Origin of the sequence: Croceicoccus hydrothermalis (genome assembly GCF_022378335.1) — a bacterium.
Lineage (GTDB): Bacteria > Pseudomonadota > Alphaproteobacteria > Sphingomonadales > Sphingomonadaceae > Croceicoccus > Croceicoccus hydrothermalis.
The window spans coordinates 1-21,288 of the sequence record NZ_JAIQCI010000016.1; the positions used below are offsets into that span (position 1 = coordinate 1).

27 protein-coding genes are annotated in these 21,288 nt (G+C 60.7%); 14 read left to right on the top strand and 13 right to left on the bottom strand.

From position 1 onward, the window contains the following. Positions 1-39: 39 nt before the first annotated feature. Together K4G67_RS10300 and K4G67_RS10305 are read right to left on the bottom strand one after the other, a co-directional pair. On the bottom strand, positions 40-1,287 hold the full coding sequence (locus tag K4G67_RS10300; RefSeq protein ID WP_239806300.1) for a TonB-dependent receptor plug domain-containing protein: 1,248 nt from the start codon (positions 1,285-1,287) through the stop codon (positions 40-42). 120 nt (positions 1,288-1,407) lie between these two features. Further along, a complete protein-coding gene (locus K4G67_RS10305; protein WP_082379135.1) occupies positions 1,408-1,989 on the bottom strand; it encodes an RNA polymerase sigma factor in 582 nt (193 codons plus the stop codon). 408 nt (positions 1,990-2,397) lie between these two features. Between K4G67_RS10305 and K4G67_RS10310 the strand changes: the two genes are divergently transcribed. The 7 genes from K4G67_RS10310 (at position 2,398) to arsB (ending at position 6,631) form a co-directional block, all read left to right on the top strand. Next, positions 2,398-2,589, top strand: a complete 192-nt coding sequence (locus K4G67_RS10310) for a transcriptional regulator domain-containing protein (protein WP_029140658.1) — start codon at positions 2,398-2,400, stop codon at positions 2,587-2,589. Continuing rightward, the gene (locus K4G67_RS10315) at positions 2,573-3,181 is read left to right on the top strand and encodes a DUF2285 domain-containing protein (protein WP_082379136.1); all 609 of its coding nucleotides are present in this window, start codon (positions 2,573-2,575) and stop codon (positions 3,179-3,181) included. The genes K4G67_RS10310 and K4G67_RS10315 overlap by 17 nt, the downstream gene beginning before the upstream one ends. A gap of 184 nt (positions 3,182-3,365) precedes the next feature. Continuing rightward, the gene (locus K4G67_RS10320) at positions 3,366-4,118 is read left to right on the top strand and encodes a LuxR family transcriptional regulator (RefSeq protein WP_239806301.1); all 753 of its coding nucleotides are present in this window, start codon (positions 3,366-3,368) and stop codon (positions 4,116-4,118) included. Positions 4,119-4,246: 128 nt separating this feature from the next. Further along, positions 4,247-4,585 carry an ArsR/SmtB family transcription factor gene (locus K4G67_RS10325; RefSeq protein WP_010240699.1) on the top strand — a complete coding sequence of 113 codons (339 nt, stop codon included), beginning with the start codon at positions 4,247-4,249 and terminating at the stop codon, positions 4,583-4,585. Next, positions 4,585-5,055, top strand: a complete 471-nt coding sequence (locus K4G67_RS10330; protein WP_010240701.1) for an ArsI/CadI family heavy metal resistance metalloenzyme — start codon at positions 4,585-4,587, stop codon at positions 5,053-5,055. The genes K4G67_RS10325 and K4G67_RS10330 overlap by 1 nt, the downstream gene beginning before the upstream one ends. Positions 5,056-5,063: 8 nt before the next feature. Then, positions 5,064-5,564 carry an arsenate reductase ArsC gene (locus tag K4G67_RS10335; protein WP_476695956.1) on the top strand — a complete coding sequence of 167 codons (501 nt, stop codon included), beginning with the start codon at positions 5,064-5,066 and terminating at the stop codon, positions 5,562-5,564. Further along, positions 5,561-6,631 (top strand): ACR3 family arsenite efflux transporter, encoded by a 1,071-nt coding sequence (gene arsB, locus K4G67_RS10340; RefSeq protein ID WP_239806302.1) that lies wholly within the window; start codon positions 5,561-5,563, stop codon positions 6,629-6,631. Before K4G67_RS10335 ends, arsB begins: the two co-directional genes overlap by 4 nt. 12 nt (positions 6,632-6,643) lie before the next feature. Here arsB and K4G67_RS10345 read toward each other — a convergent pair whose 3' ends face one another. The 5 genes from K4G67_RS10345 to K4G67_RS10360 all read right to left on the bottom strand — a co-directional run bounded on the left by K4G67_RS10345 (position 6,644) and on the right by K4G67_RS10360 (position 9,357). Further along, positions 6,644-6,970 carry a YnfA family protein gene (locus tag K4G67_RS10345; RefSeq protein WP_054522830.1) on the bottom strand — a complete coding sequence of 109 codons (327 nt, stop codon included), beginning with the start codon at positions 6,968-6,970 and terminating at the stop codon, positions 6,644-6,646. A gap of 81 nt (positions 6,971-7,051) precedes the next feature. Next, positions 7,052-8,521: a dihydrolipoyl dehydrogenase family protein gene (locus tag K4G67_RS10350; RefSeq protein ID WP_239806303.1), complete on the bottom strand. Its 1,470-nt coding sequence runs from the start codon at positions 8,519-8,521 to the stop codon at positions 7,052-7,054. Further along, complete coding sequence (locus K4G67_RS17565) at positions 8,415-8,645, bottom strand: GDCCVxC domain-containing (seleno)protein (RefSeq protein WP_082379137.1); 231 nt, start codon at positions 8,643-8,645, stop codon at positions 8,415-8,417. Before K4G67_RS17565 ends, K4G67_RS10350 begins: the two co-directional genes overlap by 107 nt. Continuing rightward, positions 8,642-8,983 (bottom strand): heavy-metal-associated domain-containing protein, encoded by a 342-nt coding sequence (locus K4G67_RS10355; protein WP_239806304.1) that lies wholly within the window; start codon positions 8,981-8,983, stop codon positions 8,642-8,644. The genes K4G67_RS17565 and K4G67_RS10355 overlap by 4 nt, the downstream gene beginning before the upstream one ends. 11 nt (positions 8,984-8,994) lie before the next feature. Further along, a complete protein-coding gene (locus K4G67_RS10360; RefSeq protein WP_239806305.1) occupies positions 8,995-9,357 on the bottom strand; it encodes a mercuric transporter MerT family protein in 363 nt (120 codons plus the stop codon). Between the two features lie 59 nt (positions 9,358-9,416). Between K4G67_RS10360 and K4G67_RS10365 the strand changes: the two genes are divergently transcribed. Then, entirely contained in the window at positions 9,417-9,839 is a 423-nt protein-coding gene (locus tag K4G67_RS10365) for a MerR family transcriptional regulator (RefSeq protein ID WP_239806306.1), read from the top strand. 139 nt (positions 9,840-9,978) lie between these two features. Then, positions 9,979-10,383: a response regulator gene (locus K4G67_RS10370; protein WP_010240358.1), complete on the top strand. Its 405-nt coding sequence runs from the start codon at positions 9,979-9,981 to the stop codon at positions 10,381-10,383. Here K4G67_RS10370 and K4G67_RS10375 read toward each other — a convergent pair. Next, positions 10,376-11,455, bottom strand: a complete 1,080-nt coding sequence (locus tag K4G67_RS10375; protein WP_054527743.1) for a sensor histidine kinase — start codon at positions 11,453-11,455, stop codon at positions 10,376-10,378. The two genes, K4G67_RS10370 and K4G67_RS10375, sit on opposite strands and share 8 nt — an antisense overlap. 23 nt (positions 11,456-11,478) lie before the next feature. On the opposite strand from K4G67_RS10375, the gene K4G67_RS10380 reads away from it, so the two are divergent. The 3 genes from K4G67_RS10380 to K4G67_RS10390 are packed head-to-tail and all read left to right on the top strand — an operon-like array spanning position 11,479 to position 13,765. Next, positions 11,479-12,300 carry an acyl-homoserine-lactone synthase gene (locus tag K4G67_RS10380; RefSeq protein WP_224199573.1) on the top strand — a complete coding sequence of 274 codons (822 nt, stop codon included), beginning with the start codon at positions 11,479-11,481 and terminating at the stop codon, positions 12,298-12,300. Then, positions 12,297-13,163, top strand: coding sequence for a phytanoyl-CoA dioxygenase family protein (locus K4G67_RS10385; RefSeq protein WP_088712523.1), 867 nt, complete (start codon positions 12,297-12,299; stop codon positions 13,161-13,163). Before K4G67_RS10380 ends, K4G67_RS10385 begins: the two co-directional genes overlap by 4 nt. Beyond that, positions 13,160-13,765, top strand: coding sequence for a GntR family transcriptional regulator (locus K4G67_RS10390; RefSeq protein ID WP_082134998.1), 606 nt, complete (start codon positions 13,160-13,162; stop codon positions 13,763-13,765). Before K4G67_RS10385 ends, K4G67_RS10390 begins: the two co-directional genes overlap by 4 nt. A 14-nt stretch (positions 13,766-13,779) precedes the next feature. Here K4G67_RS10390 and K4G67_RS10395 read toward each other — a convergent pair whose 3' ends face one another. The 5 genes from K4G67_RS10395 to lptB all read right to left on the bottom strand — a co-directional run bounded on the left by K4G67_RS10395 (position 13,780) and on the right by lptB (position 19,166). Then, positions 13,780-14,994, bottom strand: coding sequence for a tyrosine-type recombinase/integrase (locus K4G67_RS10395; protein ID WP_183309189.1), 1,215 nt, complete (start codon positions 14,992-14,994; stop codon positions 13,780-13,782). A gap of 127 nt (positions 14,995-15,121) precedes the next feature. Continuing rightward, entirely contained in the window at positions 15,122-15,820 is a 699-nt protein-coding gene (gene trmB / locus K4G67_RS10400) for a tRNA (guanine(46)-N(7))-methyltransferase TrmB (protein WP_239806307.1), read from the bottom strand. Between the two features lie 127 nt (positions 15,821-15,947). After that, positions 15,948-16,643, bottom strand: a complete 696-nt coding sequence (gene ctrA, locus K4G67_RS10405) for a response regulator transcription factor CtrA (protein WP_239806308.1) — start codon at positions 16,641-16,643, stop codon at positions 15,948-15,950. 250 nt (positions 16,644-16,893) lie between these two features. Then, a complete protein-coding gene (gene rpoN / locus K4G67_RS10410; protein WP_239806309.1) occupies positions 16,894-18,345 on the bottom strand; it encodes an RNA polymerase factor sigma-54 in 1,452 nt (483 codons plus the stop codon). A 44-nt stretch (positions 18,346-18,389) separates the two neighbouring features. Then, on the bottom strand, positions 18,390-19,166 hold the full coding sequence (gene lptB / locus K4G67_RS10415) for an LPS export ABC transporter ATP-binding protein (RefSeq protein ID WP_239806383.1): 777 nt from the start codon (positions 19,164-19,166) through the stop codon (positions 18,390-18,392). Between the two features lie 71 nt (positions 19,167-19,237). On the opposite strand from lptB, the gene K4G67_RS10420 reads away from it, so the two are divergent. Together K4G67_RS10420 and K4G67_RS10425 are read left to right on the top strand one after the other, a co-directional pair. Further along, positions 19,238-19,825, top strand: coding sequence for a hypothetical protein (locus tag K4G67_RS10420; protein ID WP_239806310.1), 588 nt, complete (start codon positions 19,238-19,240; stop codon positions 19,823-19,825). 119 nt (positions 19,826-19,944) lie between these two features. Next, positions 19,945-21,288 carry a TldD/PmbA family protein gene (locus K4G67_RS10425; RefSeq protein WP_239806384.1) on the top strand — a complete coding sequence of 448 codons (1,344 nt, stop codon included), beginning with the start codon at positions 19,945-19,947 and terminating at the stop codon, positions 21,286-21,288.

The window sequence follows — 21,288 nt, forward strand, 5'->3', positions numbered from 1 at the left end:
TTCCTTCGTCACTACGACGAGACCCAAATCCTCCTTAATCTACAACCGTAAATCTGTGCCATTGGTGCTGACGGCGAACAGCGCATTGAGGATCGCGCTTTCCAGAGAGTACTCGAGTCGATTGTTACGAAATCCGATGCCGACAGCCAAGCGCGTCTCGCCGCCGGGAAGAGTGATAACCGGGCCTTCCGCACCCATTTCCAGCGAGGTGATCTGATGCAGGTAGCTTCCCGTAGAGACGCGCGCCGGACCTGTCTCTGGAATGAAACTGGTCTGGAAGCGGGTTCGATCGCGCCCGAAGACACCCGCGAGATTGGCCTTCCAACTCGGCCCAAGGTCAAACTGCAGCGACGGCGCTACGGAAAAGGTCTCGAGGTCGGGCTCACGCCGAATGCGCTGGGCCGGCGTGCCATCAATGGTGGTTGATTCGCGATACGAATAGAGCGCGTCGAGATTGGCCTCCACGCCTTCTGACAAGCTCTGGTGCGCCGAAAATGTTACGGCGTGGCGCCGGTTTGAGGGATAAAGCAAGGTTTCCGGTAGCAGTGATCCTGCATAGGCGCGCTCCCTCGCCTCAATCCCGGAATTGTTCGCGAAGTCGTAGGCGAAGACGAAGCCGCCACTGTTCCAGATTGTGCCTGCGACTATGTCGGCCTGTTGGCGAAAGTTGCCTCCATCGGTGCTCGCTCCAATCTGGGCCGAGGTTGTCACGCCCTCAAAGTCGCGGCGCAGGATGACGTTCACAACGCCGCCAACCGCGTCCGAGCCATAGAGCGCTGAAGCTCCATCGGGGACGACCTCGAGCCGGTCGACAATGGCGAGCGGAATGGCGGAGATGTCGACGCCCTGGGACGCCGAGTTGTATGGAAGGCGATGACCGTTGAGCAATGTCAGCGTCGCATCGGGCCCAAGCCCGCGCAGATTGGGAGACGATGCTGAATTTACATTTTCATTGCCGATGCCGCCGCCCGAACCAACCCCAGGGTTCTGACCGCCCGAGAAATTCTGGGGTAGGTTGCGGATCGCTTCGCCGAGGTCCACCTGGCCCGTCTCGACGATCGTCTCGCGATCAAGCTCGATGACTTCACCTACGACCCGTGCGCCTCGGATACGCGTTCCCGTGACAACGATCGCGGAACTCTCTTCGTCCAAAGCTGTATCGCCAACCTCGGCAGCGTCATCTTGTGCCTGTTCGCCTGGACTGTCTTGGGCGAAAAGAGGAGGAGCGGCACCTGCAAATGCTGCCCCGGTTAGAAGGACGGAAAGTGTGCGAATTGTCGACGACATTGATATCTCCCTGTTTTGGCGCGGACCGGCCGCTACAGAAGATGACGCTCACTTTTGCGAGCACCTTAGTTTCAATTGAAATTAAATTTTGAGTGGTCCCTTTTGGCCGGATGCCTGCAGTCACCAACTGTGACCCAGCGCTTGACGCAAATGCGCAAGAGCTTTCATCATGTGATAGTCGACCGTCGGCAGTGCGATGCCGAGTTCGATATGTATCTCTCGGTAGGATTTCTTCTCGAAGCGGTTCATCGCGAAGATACGCGCGCACTTTTCGGGGAGCTCTGCGAGCGCGATTTCCAGCGCTTGCCGGGTTTCACGGACATGCACGGCATCTTCTTGCGCAGCACGGCTTGGCGCGTCTGCGTTCTCCAGAAGTGGCTGGGTCCTGACCCGGCACTTTTGCCGCCGCGCCTCGTCCACCATCAAGTTGAATGCAATCCGCCTCAGAAAGCCCGCCGGATTGACGAGTTCCGTCAGCTGCTTGCTGGTCGCCGCACGCAGGAACACGTCCTGTGCCAGGTCGCGGGCGCGTTCGGAGCCCACGCGGCGCGCAAGATAGGCGATCAGTCCAGCCCGTTCCTCGCGGTAGAGGGCATCGAGTGTGCGGCGGCGACCGACCGTTCGGCTTACCTTTGCAGCGCAATATGCGGGACCCACGCACTGGGGAGATTGGTGCCGAATTTCGGCGGCAATTTGAGTCATGCTTCGAACTTGGAGGCGACCGCAACCTGAGTTCGCCGTGGCGAACTGCGTGCGGGTTCCAGGTCTGTGCCGCCGTCCGGGGCCTAGTTTGTGCCCCTTGATCGGTCCGGCCGCCGGGCCTGCGATGGACCGGCGTGCATGATGTCCGGCGGAAAGATCCACGCGGATGGTGCCAGAATATCAATCCGCGCGCTGTCAATCTGCCCAACATAGAAATGGCTTGCAAGAGGTAAGTAGAGCCGTTTTGGACCCGCTTGTGGCGGCGGTCGTCGCCTTCCCTAAGAAAGCAACGGTCTCGGCGAGCGCCTGATCAAATATGCCCAATATTGGGGAGGCGGCCCCCTAGGTCATGGAATGTCGGCGCGGTGCTGGCGCCTCTAGCGAAATCGGCGAGAAAGGAGGTGCTTCATGGATCGACCATTTGACAGCAACGACCGGACAGGCGCATTCGACTATTCGGATTTCGCGCAGGAATTCCTGCGCCGCAATGCCGCGTACCGGCAACAATACGCACGGATCGCCAGCGAAAGCGGTTTCGACCCGCAATCCCCAGCTTGCCGCCGAATGGCGCGTTCATGGGGCCTTGAATTTCCCGATTGATCCCGACCTTTCAGCTCGCAGCCATCCGGCGATCTGGCAAGCCGAGGAAAACGCTCATGTGGTAATTCTTGGCGGTGGGCGCGCAGTCAAGGCGGCGCGCGCAACGTGCGACCTGATCTCCAAGCGAACCAGCAATGCGGGAGATCATCTGGTCCTCGCCGGTGGTGGCGCTCGCCATCGGCTGCTCGTTATGGCCTCCGCCCGGTTGGGTGGAGACAATTATCTGATCCCTCGGGACCAGTCGTTTCCGATCAGGCTGGCGGCGCTCGATGCGTTTCACTGCTGTGTAGATGGTTCCGCTGCTCCCAGCGTGCGAAACCAGTTGCAGCCCACTGCCTATCAGTCCCACCGCTTCCACTTGCTGCTCGCCATACTTGATGCTTTATCCCGGGCGCCTGAGGGTGTTATGCTAAAAGATATCGCTGGAACCATTGTTTATCGGGGATTGTCCGCGCAGCGCGCCATTGACTGGAAATCGTCATCGCAACGCCGCCAGACCCAGCGTCTCGTGGTTGAGGCGCGGCGAATGGCGTCGCACGGCTATCTCGGCTTGCTTCGCCAAAGCCGGCTCCGCTCTTTTCAAACGCACTGAATGCACTATGGTTTTTCGTGGGGCATGCTGCTGAATTTTGCGGCGCGCCCGGATTGGAACCGGACCTTGAGGGTCGCAACTGCAACTGCTGGAACAGGTGGAATGGAACCGTCTGATCCGGCACCGAGCAGGCGGTCAGGTGGCGGCGTGTTGGATTGCGTGCTGCCGATCGAACGGCAGGTCTATGTACGCATATCTCGCGGAGGAATTCGCAACTGAACTTATCAATGTCCGTTCGGACACTGAACTCGACGGTGCGCTTAAACAGGTTTCCCGGCGCCTTGGCTTCGACCACTTCGCGCTTAGCCTGGAGATGCGTTCGACATCGTGCGAGGCACCGGGCCTGCTATTGCACGACTATCCCGACGAATGGGCGAAAGTCTATATTGCCTTCGACCTCGCAGGGCAGGATCCGGTGCGAAGAGCCTGTGACAAGACCATCATCGGTTTCGCCTGGGACTGGATTGACGAACTCGTCCCTCTCACGCGCGGCGACCGTCAAATGCTCAATGTCGGCCGGGAATGCGGAATTGGCAATGGTTATACTGTTCCGCGGCATTTGCCCGGGATAGGGCACGGCACCTGCACCTTTGCTGTTCGACCCGAGCGAGAACTGCCCCGACGGCGCTTCGCCGTCGCGGAAATGATCGGGACGCTGGCTTTGAGCTGTGCGCTGGGCCTGAGTTCAGAAAAGTTCGATGAGAAGGTCCCTTCCCTGACCGATCGGCAGCGGGAGTGTCTGCTTTGGGTTGCAAGAGGGAAGACTGCAGCTGAAACGGCCATGATACTCGAAATCAGCACCGAAACCGTCATTCAGCATCTTAAGATGGCCCGCGAGCGCTACCAGGTCCATTGTAAACAGTCCCTCGTCGTCGCGGCGCTGTTCGACGGGTTGATCGGGTTTGCCGACATTATCCGTTGGCGGGACACAGGCTAGTTTTCGCGCCACTGCCTCTCAATCACTCGAACATGGCCGTACTGCCTATTTCGCAACCGTTCAGAAAGCAATTTGACTTCTCTCGGCATTTCGATATTTTAATAGTTATCGAATCATTGGAGTGAGCGATGCAAGCCGACCGCGTGATCCGAGCCCTATCTGCTCTGGCACAGGAGCATCGCCTCGCCGCATTCCGCCTGCTCGTGCAGGCCGGGGAGCAAGGCGTTGCCGCTGGGGTGCTAGCTGAGAAACTCCAAGTGCCTCCGTCTTCAATGAGCTTTCACCTTGCCCAACTGGGCAATGCGGGGCTGGTCACCCAGCGGCGCGAAAGCCGCTCGATCATCTATTCGGCGGACTATGCCGCGATGAATGGCCTGATGGGCTACCTCACCGAGAACTGCTGCGGCGGCATGTCCTGTTCCCAGGATACCGAATGCTTTCCTTCTCCTCAACGAAAGAGCGCCTGATGAAACGCTTTCACGTGCATGTCGGCGTGACCGACATCGACCACTCTATTGCCTTCTATTCAAGCCTGTTCGGTGCCGAGCCCGACGTGGTGAAGGCCGACTATGCCAAGTGGATGCTGGAAGATCCGCGCATCAACTTCGCGATTTCGATGCGCGAGGCTGCTGCCAAAGGCATCGAGCATGTCGGCTTGCAGGTCGAGGACAAGAGCGAACTCGAAGAGGTCTATGGCCGCCTCAAGGCTGCTGACCGCCCGGTGCTCGAAGAAGGCGCGACGACTTGCTGCTACGCGCAGTCGGAAAAGAGCTGGATCGCCGATCCAGATGGCGTCGTCTGGGAAGCTTTTCTGACCGATGGCGAGAGCACGACCTATGGCGGCAGTCCTGACCTCGACCAGCTCGCATCTGCCATTGCCACTTTGGGCGCCTGCTGCGCGCCGCAACTGGCACCTGCCAAGACGTCCTGCTGCTGAGGTAACTGATGTTAGATCAACCGCTGAACGTGCTGTTCCTGTGCACGGGCAATTCCGCTCGTTCGATCCTGGGTGAGGCAATCCTCAACCAAGACGGTGAGGGTCGATTCAAGGCCTACAGCGCCGGAAGCAATCCGATCGGCACAGTGAATCCCTGGGCGATCCATACGCTCAAGACACTGGGCTATCCGGCAGATGGCTATTCCTCAAAGAGCTGGAGCGAGTTTGCCGAAGGACCAGAATTCGATCTGATCTTCACCGTCTGCGACAGCGCGGCGGCCGAGACTTGCCCAGTATGGCCGGGTCGTCCGACTTCCGCGCACGGGGGCATTCCTGATCCGGCGGCGGTCGAGGGCAGCGATGCAGAGAAGGCAGCGGCCTTCCTCGATGCGTTTCGCATGCTGAAGCGCCGTATCGACCTGATGCTGGCGCTGCCGATTGCCAGCTTCGAGCAGATTGCCCTGCGCGAAAAGCTGCAAGCCATTGGCCACGAGGCGGATGAACAATGACCGCTGCAGCTGCTGACATGGACGCCCGCGCGGCGGGGCTAGGCCTGTTCGAGAAATGGCTTTCGGTCTGGGTCGGCGGCGCGATCCTCGCCGGGATTGCGCTCGGCAATGCAGCGCCAGAGCTATTCGCCTCGCTAGCGGGCATCGAATACGCCTCGGTCAATCTTGTCGTCGCAGTACTGATCTGGGCGATGATATTCCCGATGATGGTGGCGGTCGATTTCGGCGCGGTGCGTCGCGTCGGTGACAAGCCAAAGGGCCTGATCATCACGCTGGTAGTGAACTGGTTCATCAAGCCTTTCACGATGGCTGCACTTGGCGTGTTGTTCTTCGAGGTCGTCTTTGCCGACCTGATCGCGCCTGCCGATGCCCAGCAATACATCGCCGGGCTGATCCTGCTGGGTGCGGCCCCTTGCACCGCGATGGTCTTCGTATGGTCGCAGCTCGCCAGGGGCGATCCTGCCTATACGCTGGTGCAAGTCGCGGCGAATGATCTCATCATGATCGTGGCCTTCGCGCCCATTGTCGCGCTGCTGCTGGGCGTGACCGACATTGCGGTCCCGTGGGAGACGCTGCTGCTCTCGGTCGCGCTCTATGTGGTCGTGCCGCTCGCAGCCGGTGCCATTGTGCGGCATCGGCTTCTCGCGACCCATGGCGGCGATGAAGCGGCGGTGTCCGAATTCACGGGGCGCATGAAGCCGCTCTCGATCATCGGCCTGCTGCTGACGGTGTTGCTGCTGTTCGGCTTCCAGGCGGAAACCATTGTCGCCCGACCGCTGTTGATCGCGCTGATTGCAGCGCCCATTGTTGTCCAAAGCTACGGCATCTTCTTCATCGCTTATGGCTGGGCCAAAGCGTGGAAGGTCCCGCACGCAGTAGCCGCGCCCTGCGCTCTTATCGGCACGTCCAATTTTTTCGAACTGGCGGTGGCGGTTGCGATCGGCCTGTTCGGCCTAGGGAGCGGAGCTGCTTTGGCTACGGTGGTAGGCGTCCTCGTAGAAGTGCCTGTCATGTTGTCGCTGGTAGCGATCGCCAATCGGACGCGTGGTATATTCCATTTGGCTTGATGCGGATGTGCCTCATACCGGTCTGGGGGCGAGCAAGATGACGCCGGCGCCTACAAGGCAGATCGCCACGCCCAGAGTGTCCCACCGATCGGGCTTCACGCCTTCTGCGATCCAAAGCCACAAAAGCGCGGACAGAATGTAGACCCCGCCGTAGGCAGCATAAGTTCGACCTGCATGCTCGGCATCGACCAGCGTTAGCAAATAGGCAAAAAGGACGAGTGAAGCCACGCCCGGAACGAGCCACCAAGCCGACTTGTCCATACGCAACCACGCCCAGAAAGCGAAACAGCCCGCAATTTCAGCAATTGCAGCACCGAGATATGCGAGAAAGGTCATCATCTGACCTCTATCGAGATTTCGACTGTCGATCGCAAACGGGATTACCCGGTTGATGGCTTTACTGGACCAAGCGAGGCGCAACTACGATAGCATGGAGCCAAGATCGGAGCCCACGCTCGGATACACCGATACCATTTTCTTGAGATCGCTTGTTGTCAGTCCAAGTCGGATGGCCAAACCGAAGAAATTAATGATTTCGCCATATTCGGGTCCGAGCAGATGGGCGCCCAGGATAGTGTCGCTGTCCTTATCGATTATAACCTTGGTTGCAGCGCAGCTTTCGCCAACGCGAAGGTTGGAATACCAGTCGCCGGTGTCATTCTCGACGACGCGGATATCGTGCCCGGCCTCTCGTGCATCCTGTTCGAGCATGCCAACGCGGGTTAGCTCCGGTACGGTAAATACAGCGCTCGGAACTCCCGAATAATCCGGCTTGGTCCGGTTGCCCTTGAGCATATTGGACGCAGCTACCTTGCCCTCGAAAACCGCGACAGGCGTAAGCGGGGCACCCTGCGTATCGGCGGCATCCCCGGCAGCGTAGATTTTCGGGTTGGACGTGCTTTGCAGGTAGGCGTTGACCGCAACGCCCTTGTCACCTGCCTCGACATTGGCTGCGGCCAGATCGAGCTGATCAATTGCCGCGACGCGGCCCGCGCCTTGGACGACGAGATCGGCGCGCAAATCTTTCGTTTCGCTACCCGTTTCTACCGTGACAAGAAAGTCCGTCCCGTCCTTCTTGATGGATTTGAGTGACGTGCGCCGTCGCAGTTGGACGCCGACTTCCTCGCCTCGCGCGACGAGTCTTTCAACAAGATCGGCATCGAAACCTTTAAGCGGTCTCTCGCCGCGATCGATCATGCACACCTCGCTGCCGGCGCGTGCTGCGATATGGCCAAACTCGAACGAGATGAAGCCGCCGCCGATGAACAGGATGCGTTCGGGCAGCGCATCAAGCCGCATGAACTCGGTGCTGTCGGTAAGGTGTTCGGAGCCGGGAACATCTATCGTCTGCGGCTTGGCACCCGTTGCGATCAGGAAATGGTTTGCCTGAAACTGCCCCTCGCCGTCGATTTCGACGGTATCTTCGCCGACGAAGCGCGCTTTCCCGTGAAGGGTAGTGACGCCGTTGCTCTCCAGACCGTTTTCGATCCGACCGGGCATTTTGTCGGTGAACGTCTGCGTGAAGGCGACCAGATCGGGCCAGTTGATGGCGATGTCGTTCGGTTCGATGCCCTTGCCGTGCATGAGCCGCGCTGCGTCGATGATTTCCGCCCCGCGGCGGAGCATTTTCTTCGGATCGCAGCCGCGCAGGGCGCAGGTGCCGCCATAAGGCAGTGCGTCGACCACCGCGACCGACCAACCGGCTGAGGCGCATTTGTTGGCGGCATTTACGGCCGCCATACCAACACCCAGCACTATAAGATCGAAGTTTCGCGTACTCATCTCACCGCCCTCCGCAACATGTGGCGCCCTTGCGATCGGCACGCGTTTCCTGGATCGGCGGGCAGGGGATGGTGCCGAATGAGCAGAAGACACAGCAATCGCCCGCATTGGGGCGGAGTTTCACACCGCAACCATTGCAATCGTAGAAAAACCAGCAGGCATCCGTCGGCATTCTTTCGAGCTTTTTGTACCCGCAAGTAGGGCATGTGATCTCGGACTTCAGTTCGATCATAGCGCGCTCTCTGAAAGGATCGCCGGATATCCGGCCTCGGTCGACGCCGCGGCGATCGCGCTTGTGGTTGTTCGCTCAGGATCGAACTGCGCAGTCGCCGTCCTGGTCTCGTAATCGATAGTCACCTCGTGCACGCCTGCCACGCCTTCCATCGCGCGCCGAACCGTTATCGGGCAGGTCGCGCAGGTCATATTCTCGACCGCAAAACTTGCCGATTGCAGATGCGCGGAATTTTGTTGAACCCGTTCGTCGGAGTTTGGCGGAAACAAGGTCGCTGCCCAGATAGCCGCTCCGGCCAGTCCCAGTATCGCAACTGCGACGATCATCGTCTTCTTCATCTTTCGAACTCCTAGTAGAATTGCGGCGCCCACCACTCGACCGTGGACGAGGCAGCGACCAATACGGTCGCCAGCCACAGGGAGCTTTTGACGAGCAGGTTTGCTCCGGGCCGCGCGCAATATGTTCCGTCTTCGCAAGGTTCGGCTTGCCGAAAATAGACGTGCCGGAATCCAAGGGCCAAAAAGACAACCGCAATGGCGATAAATACCCATTTGTACGGTTCGAGCGCAGTGAGATTGCCGATCCACGCGCCGCTGATGCCAAGGCTCAGCAATAACAGCGGGGCAATACAGCAGGACGAGGCGAGTATCGCGCCGAGCGTCCCGCCGCTCGCCCATAAGAGCTGCGCGTTCTTGTGCATTTGATCGACCATGGAAACCAATGTACTCCCTGTAGTAACTACAGGTTCAAGCACTAATTGGCATATGGCTCATGACAGCATCGCAAGTGATCAAACGGGGAGAACTGGCCAGACGGTCGGGCTGCAACCTTGAGACAATCCGCTACTACGAGAACATCGGTCTGCTTCAGCCTCCCGAGCGTACGGCAAGCGGGCACAGGCTCTATCCACCCGGCGACCAGGCGCGGCTCGGCTTTATCTTGCGCGGCCGCGATCTGGGTTTTTCGATCGAGGAGCTCAAAAGCCTGCTCAGCCTCGTTGATTCGCACCCCTACAGCTGCGGCGAGGTTCGGGATCTGACCAATAACCATCTGGCCAGCGTGCGAGCTAAAATTGCTGATTTGACTAGGTTGGAGCGCACGCTAGCCGATGTATCAGCCCGCTGCGAAGGCAGTGATGTTCCGGAATGCCCCATCATAGATACGCTCTTTGGTCATGGTCCTGGCGCCCGATAGTGAAGCTATGCCGTCGGAACGGGTGCGCGTCTTGAAGCTATTTCGATCGAAGCCGGATGCGACGAGGCGAGGGAACGAATATGCGCCCTGTCCGTCCCCTCACTACAGAGCCTCGTCATTTAACTTTTGATAGCTTTCCATGCCGACCACCATTCTGATTGTCGAAGACGAATTCCTCATAGCTGTCGAAATGGAGGCGGTGGTTCACGATCTCGGTCATGAATCCGCAGGCATAGCCGACGACATGCAATCGGCATTGGCAAAGGCTTCAGACGCGATCGATGTGGCGCTCGTCGATGTCAATCTGGCCGATGGAGCCACTGGTCCGAGGATCGGCGAGAAGCTTGCTGCGGATTTCGGGATCGAGGTTATTTTCGTAACCGCCAATCCCGCACAACTCGGCGAAGGGGTGAGCGGAACGCTGGGCGCGCTGGAAAAACCGGTCGATCTTAGCATTCTCAAGCAGGTTCTCGACTATGTCATTGCGGTCCGGAAGGGCGAAAAAATCGATCCGCCAGCCCGTCTTAGGCTCTTCTTTAACTAGGCTCCTGCAACCTGCTTTTTCGGACATCCATGACGAGTTCAACGCCATCGTCATGCCAGGTTCTCTCGTAATTGCCTCCTAGCTGTTGCTTCACGGCCAACTCGATGAGGCGACTTCCGAAACCCGTTTGAGGCTCACTCGCCTTGTCGATGTGAGCTCCGTGTTCCCTCCAGCGGAAGCGGACCATCTCGTCCTCGGTTGAAAGGTCCAGCGAAATCCTTCCCTCGGGATTGGACAGAGCTCCGTACTTCATCGCGTTGGTAGCCAGCTCGTGGAACACCAATGCAACCGGCGTGGCGGCGCGGCTTTCGACCGCGATATCGGGGCCGGAAATAGCAATCCTTCTTTCGGAAAAGGCAGGATAGGTCTCGAAGATCGTCGCAAGCAGCGTGGCGAGGGTCACTTCCTTGCCCTCGGGCTGGGACTTTTCGCTGTGGGGCCGGACGAATTCGTGCGCGCGCCCCAGCGCGGAAATCCGGCCCAGCAGGTCGCGCGACGCTTCACCGAACGCTTCATTTGCGCGCGCTGTCAGGCTGATCAAACCGGAAACAATCGCGAAGATGTTCTTGATGCGATGGCTGAGCTCTTGACTCAGGATTTCGTTTTGGAGGGCGGTGCGCTTCTGCTCGTCGATATCCGTACAAGTGCCGATCCAGCGCTGGATCTCACCCTCCTCGTTGAGGATCGGCAGCGCACGACCGATCATCCAGCGATAATCGCCGCTGTGATGCCTCAGGCGATATTCAACCTCGTACGGTTCGCCGGTAGCGAGGCTGTGGTTCCATTTCTTCCATGCGTCGGCCTGGTCATCCTCATGGAACATCCCGGCCCATCCTTCGCCGTCGGTTGATCCGACAGGGACACCCGTGAATTCATACCAGCGCGCATTGTAATAATCGTGGGAGCCGTCGGGAAGAGTCGACCAAACCATCTGCGGCATGGTGTCGGCGAGCGCATGGAAAGCAGCTCCGGCGGATTGCAGCGCATGCTCTGTAGCCAGGGGCAAGACATCCGGCGCCGAGGAGGATTCGCGGCTGCCAAGCTGGAAATTCGTGATGACTTTTGCATTCATAGCCAGCTTGTGACCTTCTCGGGATGAACAGAATCGGACCGATAGGATACCTGTCGTATCTTGTTGATTTTCAAACGCTGAAGCTCATCGCACAGGTGGGGCGGTCAGTAAACTCGCCCTGTAGAGCGCCAGATGTGGCCCTCCCCAATTCTTGGTATGTCGCTGCCTATCCGGATTTGATGAGATGCGAGCAGTCATCAAGTTCACAGGTAATCTTCATGCAGCAAAGCAGCGGTATAAGTGGTGCAAGCCTGGTCGATCCGGCACTTCGCGCCATGTTCGAGGCGCGCAAGCGCGTGTTCGTGGATCTTCTTGGGTGGGACGTTCCGGTGCTCGACGAGACCTTTGAAATCGACCAGTTCGATACGCCCTCGGCCGCCTATCTCGTCCTCACCGGCGAAAATTGCGAGCATCGTGCATCGGCCCGGCTCCTGCGTTCTGATGGACCTCATATCTTGCGCGATCTCTTTCCACAGCTGTGCACCGGACCGGTTCCGCAGGATGAGACATTTCGCGAGATTACCCGTTTCTGTATCGATCCCACGTTGCCGCGCGCTGATCGCCGGGGTGTCCGCAACCAGCTCGTCTCCGCACTCGCCGATTTTGCGCTATCGGAAGGGATCTCTGGTTATTCGGCGGTCGCCCCGGTGCCCTGGTTCCGGCAGATCGCTCAGTTCGGCTGGCGCTGCCAGCAGCTGGGGCCGAACCTTTTCATCGATAGACAGGAGCTTGTCGCTCTTCGCATCGACATCGACCAGGATACACGCGCGCAACTCGCCAACGCAGGGATCTACTGCCGCAATCCTCAGCCGGAAGCCTATGGTGGTATGGAGCTGGCAGCATGACTGCGCCGAGCGAGGCGTATTGGCTCGATCAGCTGCAAGAGGATGGCTATTGCATCATTCCGCAGCTTGTCGCCGAGCAACAGATCGCCGCACTCGATGCCGACCTGGAAGCTGCGTTTGCGCAGGCGCCACTCGGCAAGGGAGACTTCTATGGGCATCGGACCAAACGGTTTGGAAGCCTCCTTCGCCGCTCGCAGGTCGCGGGCGATCTGGTCCTGCAGCCGCTAGTCCTATCGCTCGCCCGCGCAATTCTCGGCAGCGCCTGCGACCGGATACAGCTCAATGTCGCCCAGGCGATCGCGATCCATCCCGGCGAGATAGAACAGTTTCCGCATTGCGATCAGGATATGTGGGCAGGCCGCAAGGGCGATCACGAATATCTTCTCAACGTCATCTGGCCGCTGACCGAATTTACTCGCCTCAATGGCGCGACACGCATCTACCCCGGGACGCACAGGAAGCCTGTCGACAATCTCGAAAGTCTCGACGATCCCATAGTCGCAGTTTGCAAGCCCGGCGATGCCATCTGCTTTCTCGGCTCCACCGTCCATGGAGCGGGGCCAAACCAGACCGAGGATGTCCGCCGCGGTGTCGTAATCGGCTACAGTCTCGGCTGGCTCAAACCCTACGAGAATCTCTGGCTGGCCTATCCGCCAGCAGTAGCAAAAGAGTTCTCGCCCGAACTCGCCGAACTGGCCGGTTATGTGCAGCACCGCCCGAACCTGGGTAATTTCGAAGGGCAATGCCCGTCGGTTCTGCTGCGTGACGAGGTGCCCGAATTCCCGCAGGCAACCGATAGTCTGCGCCCCGACCAGAAAGAAGCGGTTCGTGAGTTCGCCGAGACGCGCCGCAGCGGGCGATGAGTCCCGCTCACGTCCTCGAGCCTACGTATAGGCGGCTTAAAAATGCATTGCTGGAAGGGCGCTTCCGGGCCGGTGCGAAGCTCGAGGCGATGCGACTGGCTGACGATTTCGGAGTAAGCATGACGCCGGTAAGAGACAGCCTGAACCAGCTTGTCGGCGAAGGGCTGGTCGACCTCACGCCCGGCGAAGGATTTCGCGTACCGCTGCTTACCGAACAGGCCTTGCGCGACATCCTGCAAGTCAACGCGCTGCTTTTGGAGCACACTTCCGACACCGACCGCAAATCACTGGAAATCGACGAAGGATCCAACGTCACTCAGGGTGCTTATGCCGACCGATTGGCGCATGTCTTCAGAGACATCGCGGCAAACTCAGGCAATCGGTTTCGCGTACATTTGGTCGAACGCATTAGCGACAGACTCCACCCGATACGTGAACTCGAGCCGGAGATTTGGCCTGGGGCGTCGCATGCCCTTGAGCAAATTGAGCGAACAGCTCAGCAGGGTTTCGATGGCTCAACCCGGGCGGTACGCGCATATCATCAACACATCGAGGCTCTGGTACCCGCTTTGGTCGGACGTTTGAACCAGCAGACCGCCTAGCCCTCGCCAATGAGTTAGGTGGTCTCTCCACTCTCGGACAGAACCGTCGCGAGGTGATCATTCCAGGCATCGAGTGCCTGGCGCTTCTCGTCCTTCCAATCGTGGCGCTGGTAGATGCCGGCGACTCCGGCACGAGATCCGCCGACGTGGTTGAGAACGGCTTCGGTGACTTCAAACCGAACGCCAAGCCGCTGAAAGTTCGTAGCGAGGGTTCGTCGTAGATCATGAAGGCGCCAGGCGTCGAGCGGCTCTTCGCGACGTTCCTCGATCAGGCTGTCGAGCTTCACCTTCCCCTTGGCGTATCCCGTAAAGCCCGCCCCACTAGCTGTCGCAAAGACGCGGCCTTTGCGTGGCCACTTCTCGCCGCGAGCCTCCCGGTCGAGCTCGGCGATTGCAAGATCGTTGAGCGGAATGGAGTTTGGTTCTCCGTTCTTGGTCCGAGATCCGGGCAGGGTCCACAATCTTTCGCTGCGACTGAGCTCCTGCCATTGCATCCCGGAGACTTCTTCACGGCGCTGTCCGGTCACGATCAGAAGTCTGACAATTGGACCAAAGCATCGATGACATTCCGGTGCCGCGTCCCAGATATGGCGGAGTTCGCCATCCTTGAGCCAGCGCTCTCGTGGCTTGACCGGAGGCGGCGTTTCCATGCCCTCCATCGGACTGCGATCGATATCTCCGCGACTCACGGCCCAGCGAAACAGGCGGCGCATAACGGCAAAGACATTTCGCCGGTTTGCCACCTGCTTGGGCGGCATCTGATCGAGAACCGATACGACGTCGATCTTCGTAATCGCTGGCAGCGCCTTCATTCCGAATGTGGGCTTGAGGTAGAGGCGAATGGATCGTTCCACGAGGCGACGCCATCCCTCGCGTTTGCAGGAGCGAGTGAAGAGGTCAGCGTAATTCGAGAAGGCGAGGTCGACAGCTTCCCGTCGGCGCTGCTTTTCCGCATCAACCGGATCAATGCCCTGCGCAACAATCACCAACAATCGCTCAGCCTCCAAGCGTGCAGTAGTCGGTGTCCAGGGCGATCCATGTGATCCGATCGTGAAACGACGGGTCTTCGCTTCTCGTCCGCCCATTCGGAACTGGATTATGTAACTGATTGATCCAGCAGCTGTAATCTTGACGCCAAAGCCCTTAAGATCGGTGTCCCAAAGATAGTTTTCCTTTGGTCCAACCGGGAGCGAATCGACCGTGCGCTTGCTGATTTTTCCTGTTGCCATGCGATACCTCGTGGCCTTTTTCTGGCAATCACCGGGTAATCACGCAAGCGGAAAAAGGGGCGAATTGGAGGCAATCCTGGCGTAGATGTTTTTGGCTAAGTCGTTGTTTTTACAACATCAGCGTAGTCTAGCGTCGCCTGAATCGAAAGTACCAGACCTCATGCCCCTGGCGCCGGGCCTTGGCCTCATATCGTGTTTCGGGCCAGCCGCCGGGCCGCACCTGAAAATCGGCGGGCGTCTCGCACAGCCATTCGAAGGCCGCGGCATGACGCTGCATCACCATCAATGCGTGGCGAAGATAGATCGGATGGTCCGTGCCGAACCGGAATTCGCCGCCCGGCCTCAGCTTGCGCGCGATGAGATCGACCGGGCCGTCGTTCATCATCCGGCGCTTCGCATGGCGCGCCTTCGGCCAAGGGTCGGGATGCAACAGATAGCAGAACGAGAGCGCGCCATCGGGAACCCGGTCGAGCACTTGCAACGCATCCCCCATGTGCAGCCGCACGTTCGGCAGCGACCGTTCGCGCACATGGAGCAGCGCGCCCACCACGCCGTTCACGAAGGGTTCCGCCCCGATGAAGCCATGGTCCGGAAGCATGTCGGCACGCCCGGCCATATGCTCGCCCGAACCGAAGCCGATCTCGAAATGCAGCGGGCGATCGCTTCCGAACAGGCCGGCTGCGGTGATCGGCCCGTCGTCCGGCACCGCGATCTGCGGGTAGAGTTCGTCGAGCAGCTCCTGCTGCCCGCTGCGCAGTTTCTTCCCCTTGGACCGGCCATAAAGCCGGTTGAGCGTGAGGGGGTCGCCTTCCTTGTTCGCCGTCATGCCGCGCCGATAGCGGGTGGCGCGGCCTGCGTCGAGATGCGACGGTGCGGGTTTTGCGCTCCGCCCGCCTTATCTTCGCCCGCTCCCTCCATCCCGCGTCGCGGTCGCGAAGGGAAGGGGGCGAGGGTCAGGCGGCCTCCGCCTCCTGCGCCGGATCGCGCAGGACATAGCCGCGGCCCCACACGGTCTCGATATAGTTTTCCCCATCGCACGCTATCGACAGCTTCTTGCGCAGCTTGCAGATGAACACGTCGATGATCTTCAACTCCGGCTCGTCCATGCCGTTGTACAGGTGGTTGAGGAACATTTCCTTCGTCAGCGTCGTGCCCTTGCGCAGCGACATCAGCTCCAGCATGGCATATTCCTTGCCGGTGAGATGCACGCGCGAGCCTGCCACCTCGACCGTCTTGGTATCGAGATTCACGGCCAGCTTGCCGGTCTTGATCACCGATTGCGAATGCCCCTTCGACCGGCGAACGACGGCATGGATGCGCGCGATCAATTCGTCCTTGTGAAAGGGCTTGGTCACGTAATCGTCCGCGCCGAAGCCGAAGCTGCGGATCTTCGAATCCATTTCGGCGATCCCCGAAAGGATGAGAACCGGCGTCTGTACCTTGGCCACGCGCAGTTTCTTGAGCACGTCGTAACCGTGCATGTCGGGCAGGTTGAGATCGAGCAGGATGATGTCGTAATCGTAGAGCCGCCCGAGATCGAGCCCCTCCTCCCCAAGATCGGTCTGATAGACATTGAAGCCTTCGCCGCCCAGCATGAGCTCGATTGCCTTTGCCGTGGTCGGTTCGTCTTCGATCAACAAAATCCGCATGATGTCGCTTCCCTGTTTCGTATCGCCCCGCCCGCGGCCACCGTAGTCCCCGGTCCGGAAGAGCCAGTGCCCCGAATTAACCATACAAATGATGGGCGACAAAGGTTAATAAGGTGTGAAATGGACCCAAGGCACTGAAGCCTAGGTGGATCGCGACTTCAGATCCGTTCCAGCCCCCCGAATTGCGCCGTTTGACGTCAGGTCCGAAACGGAGGAATGTGGCCGCGCGATGCGCCCTGCGAGGGGTGGATCACCCGCCGGCGGCGATGCGCTTGAGTCGGCGACGCTGTACCGAGGAGCCGATGCCGATGGCCTCCCGATATTTCGCGACCGTCCGCCGGGCGAGCGTATAGCCACGATCCTTCAGACATTCGACCAGCGCATCGTCCGACAGGATCTTCTTCGGGTCCTCCGCATCGCAAAGCTGGCGGATGGCGGCCTTTACGGCTTCGGCGGAGGCGCCACCCTCGCCGTCACTATGGGCGACCCCCGAACCGAAGAAATATTTGAGCTCGAACGTGCCCCGCTCGCAATGCAAAAACTTGTTCGATGTCACCCGGCTGATCGTCGATTCGTGCAGTTCGACCTTTTCCGCAACCTCGCGCAGGGTCAGCGGGACGAGCGCGGATACGCCGCGGCGGAAAAAACCGTCCTGCCTCCGCACGATTTCATGCGCGACCTTCAATATGGTGCGCTGCCTCTGATCCAGCGCGCGGGTGAGCCAGTTCGCGTCGGTCAGCTTTTCACCCAGCCAGCCTTGCGCGGCGCGGTCGCGGCAATGACGCTTCATCTGCACGTAATAGTCGCGATTGACGACCAGTCGCGGAAGCGTGCGCCTATTGATCGCCACGCCCCAACCGTCTTTTGCCCGGCGGATGAGGACATCGGGCACCACCGGCATCGCCGCCCCGCCGCCGAAACGATGGCCGGGTTTGGGATCGTAACGACGCAATTCGGCGATCATGTCGGCAAGGTCGTCGTCGTCGACGCGGCAAATGCGGCGCAGCTGCGCAAGATTGCCATGCGCGAGCAGGTCGAGATTGGCGAGCAGCGCCGCCATGCACGGGTCGTGACGATCGGCCTCCTTCGCCTGTAGCGCGAGACATTCGGACAGTGAGCGCGCACCCACCCCTGTCGGGTCGAGCGTTTGCAGCAGCATCAACGCCCGTTCCGCCTCGGTCAGATCGATGCCGAGCGAGACGGCGATGTCGGCAAGATCACCGACGAGATAGCCCGCCTCGTCGAGATGGTCGATCAGATGGCCGGCCACGAAGCGAAGCGCCGCCGTCCCGCCCGCGGCGCCGATCTGCGCGTGGAGATGCTGCGCCAGCGTGGCGGCATCCTCGGCGCGTTCGGCGATGTCATAATCGCCATCGGACGCGGCGCCCGCGCCCATGCTCCCCTCGCGCGCGCCGATCCCGTCGCCGGTGTCGAAATCGCGATCCGCCGCATCGGGCGCGATATCGAGTGCGTTGGCGCCGTCGGTGCTGCCCGCGTCGGGCAATTCGGCCTCGGCCGGAGCGGAAGCCGCAACCTCGCCCGTCTCGCCCAGTTCGAGCAGCGGATTATCCGCCACCGCGTCGGCAATGTGGCTTTCAAGCTCCAGGTTCGACAGCGTCAGCAGGCGGATCGCCTGCTGCAATTGCGGTGTCATCACCAGCGATTGCGATTGCCGTATGTCGAGGCGGGGGCCGATGGCCATGGATCGTCAGCCGCACGGATCCGGCAGGTGGGCGTGCGCCGACATCACAGGGTGAACCCCTCGCCAAGATAGAGCCGCCGCACGTTTTCATCGGCAACGAGCGCCTCCGGGCTGCCGGCAAAGAGGACCTGCCCGCCATAGATGATGCAGGCCCGATCGACGATTTCGAGCGTTTCGCGCACGTTGTGATCGGTGATGAGCACGCCGATGCCGCGCCCTTTCAGATCCTTCACCAGGTCGCGAATATCGCTGATCGAAAGGGGGTCGATGCCGGCAAACGGTTCGTCGAGCAGCATGATCGACGGTTTCGCCGCAAGCGCGCGGGCGATTTCGGCGCGGCGCCGTTCCCCGCCCGAAAGCGCCATCGCCGGGCTTTCGCGCAGCCGGGTCAGCCCGAATTCGTCGAGCAGCCGCTCCAGCTCGGCGGCGCGGACCTGTTTGTCCGGCTCCACCAGTTCGAGGACGCAATTGATGTTCTGTTCGACGCTCATCCCGCGAAAGATGCTGGTTTCCTGAGGGAGATAGCCGAGGCCCAGGATCGCGCGGCGATACATCGGCAGGTTGGTGATGTCGTTCCCGTCGAGCAACACCCGGCCCGAATCGGGCCGTGCGAGCCCCATGATCGAGTAGAAGCACGTCGTCTTGCCCGCGCCATTCGGGCCGAGCAGGCCGAGCACCTCGCCCTTCGCGACGGACAGCGATATGTCGGTAAGCACCGCCCGCTTGTCATAGCTCTTGGCGATGGACAGCACCTCCAGCCCGCCTTGCGGCACGGGGGGCGCGGCGGTCTCTTCGGGGTCTATGGCGGGGTCGAGAGCGATCTCGGTAGCGATGGCGTCAGATCCTTGGGTTGCGGCGGGGTATCGGTCACGATCGGTTTGCGACGCATATCATGGCCTGCAAACCATTAAAGCCTTCTCAACGCCGTCATGCAATCGGTTTGGCAGGATTCGTGCATGGGAAACCTTCCGTGAAATCAGGCTGCGCGCCCGGAACAGCCGCAAATGCAGCGGCATTGACCTTGGCTGCGAAACAAATGATACTCGAACCACGAATAAACGGGAAAGGATCGTGCGGCATGGCAGGATCGCAAACACGAATCGAACGCAGCGCCCGCTTGCATCGAAGGCGGGAACAACCGTCATCGCGGGTCAACGCGCCCCGCGGCTGGCCGAGGAAGATCAGCGACAATATCGCCTACGCGCTTCTGGTGTACACGGTCCTGCAGATCTTCGTCACGGTAAAGCAGCTCAAGGAATTTTCCGGCACCCTTCTGCCCTATATGGCGCTGGTCATTCTGGTGCTGGCGATCATCCCGATCTGTCTGAAGCTGGAGCGGCGATGGGCCGGGATGTCGGACACCGCGGCGCATGATCCGCAATATCGCGGGGCCTATCGCCGCGATCAATTGCTGATCTTGGCAGGGGCGATCGGGCTGCCGTTCGCGATCGCGGGGCTTGCGCGGATGTTCCAGGGGTGATGCGCACGACGGGTTGAACGCGGCGGCGGCGCTTGCCCAGCGTGCTTGCCCCGCTTGCCTGCAATGCCTATCCCGCCGGTTTCGAATTCAGGAGAAACCGGCATGTCGAGATCCAACCCGTGCTGAACGCCGAGCAGGCCGAGAGCCGATGCCACGATCTTATCGCCCGCGTGCGGCGGCTGGGCGCGGATGCGGCCGATGCCGTCTATCTCGGTGATTTGTCCGAAACCGTGCATGTCCGGCTCGGCGCTCTCGAAGAGGTGGAGCGTTCCGAATCCGAGCATTTCGGCCTGCGCGTCTTTATCGGGCAGAAAAGCGCCACCATCGGGTCGAGCGCCGCGGACGAGGCCGCGCTCGACGAATTGTCGCGCCGGGCCGTCGCCATGGCGGAGGCGGCACCCGCCGACCCCTATGCCGGGCTGGCGCCTGCCGACATGTTGATGGACGGAACGCCCCCCGCGCTCGATCTCCTGTCGCCGCCGCCGGGTCCGGACGCGCTGCGTGAAGCGGCGGAACGGACCGAGGCCGCCGGCCGCGCGCGATCCGGCATCACCAATAGCGACGGCGCCGCGGCAAGCTATGGCCGCGCCATCGCCGCGCTGGTGACCAGCCACGGTTTTGCAGGGCATTACGAGCAGGCGCGCCATTCGCGGTCGATCTCGCTCGTCGCGGGGAAGGGCGCGGGGATGGAGCGCGGCTATGCCGGGCGCAGCGCGCGCCACGGCGAGGACTTGCCGGACGAGGAGGAGATCGGGACGCTTGCGGCCGATCGCGCGCTCGAACGGCTCCACCCCGGCACGATGAAGAGCGGGCCTATGCCGATCGTCTTCGATCCGCGCGTGGGCGGGACGCTGCTCGGCCATCTCGCCGCGGCCATTTCGGGCCACAGCATCGCACGCCAGGCAAGCTTTCTCCTCGAATGTGAGGGGAAGCGCATATTCCCGTCCGCCATCACCGTGACCGACGATCCGCTGCGCCATCGCGGCCTGCGTTCGCGCCCCTTCGACGGGGAGGGATTGCCGACCGCGCCGTGCGATCTCGTGGCCGAAGGGCGGCTGACGGGCTGGCTGCTCGACAGCGCATCGGCGCGCAAGCTTGGCCGCCGTCCGACGGGCCATGCGGCGCGCAGTGGCGGCGGTTCGCCCGCCGTCGCGACCAGCAACGTGACCCTGAACGCCGGCGATGTGTCGCGCGATGCGCTCATCTCCGACATTCGTGACGGCGTGCTCGTGACCGAGCTGATCGGGCAGGGGGTCAATCTCGTGACCGGGGATTACAGCCGCGGCGCATCGGGCTTTCGCATCGTGAATGGCGCGATTGCCGGGCCGGTGTCGGGCTTTACCATCGCCGGCAATCTTCTGGACATGTTCGCGCAGATGACCGCCGCCGACGATCTCGACGATATTCGCGCCGTCAACGTGCCCAGCCTGCGCGTCGACGGCATGACCGTGGCGGGGGGATAA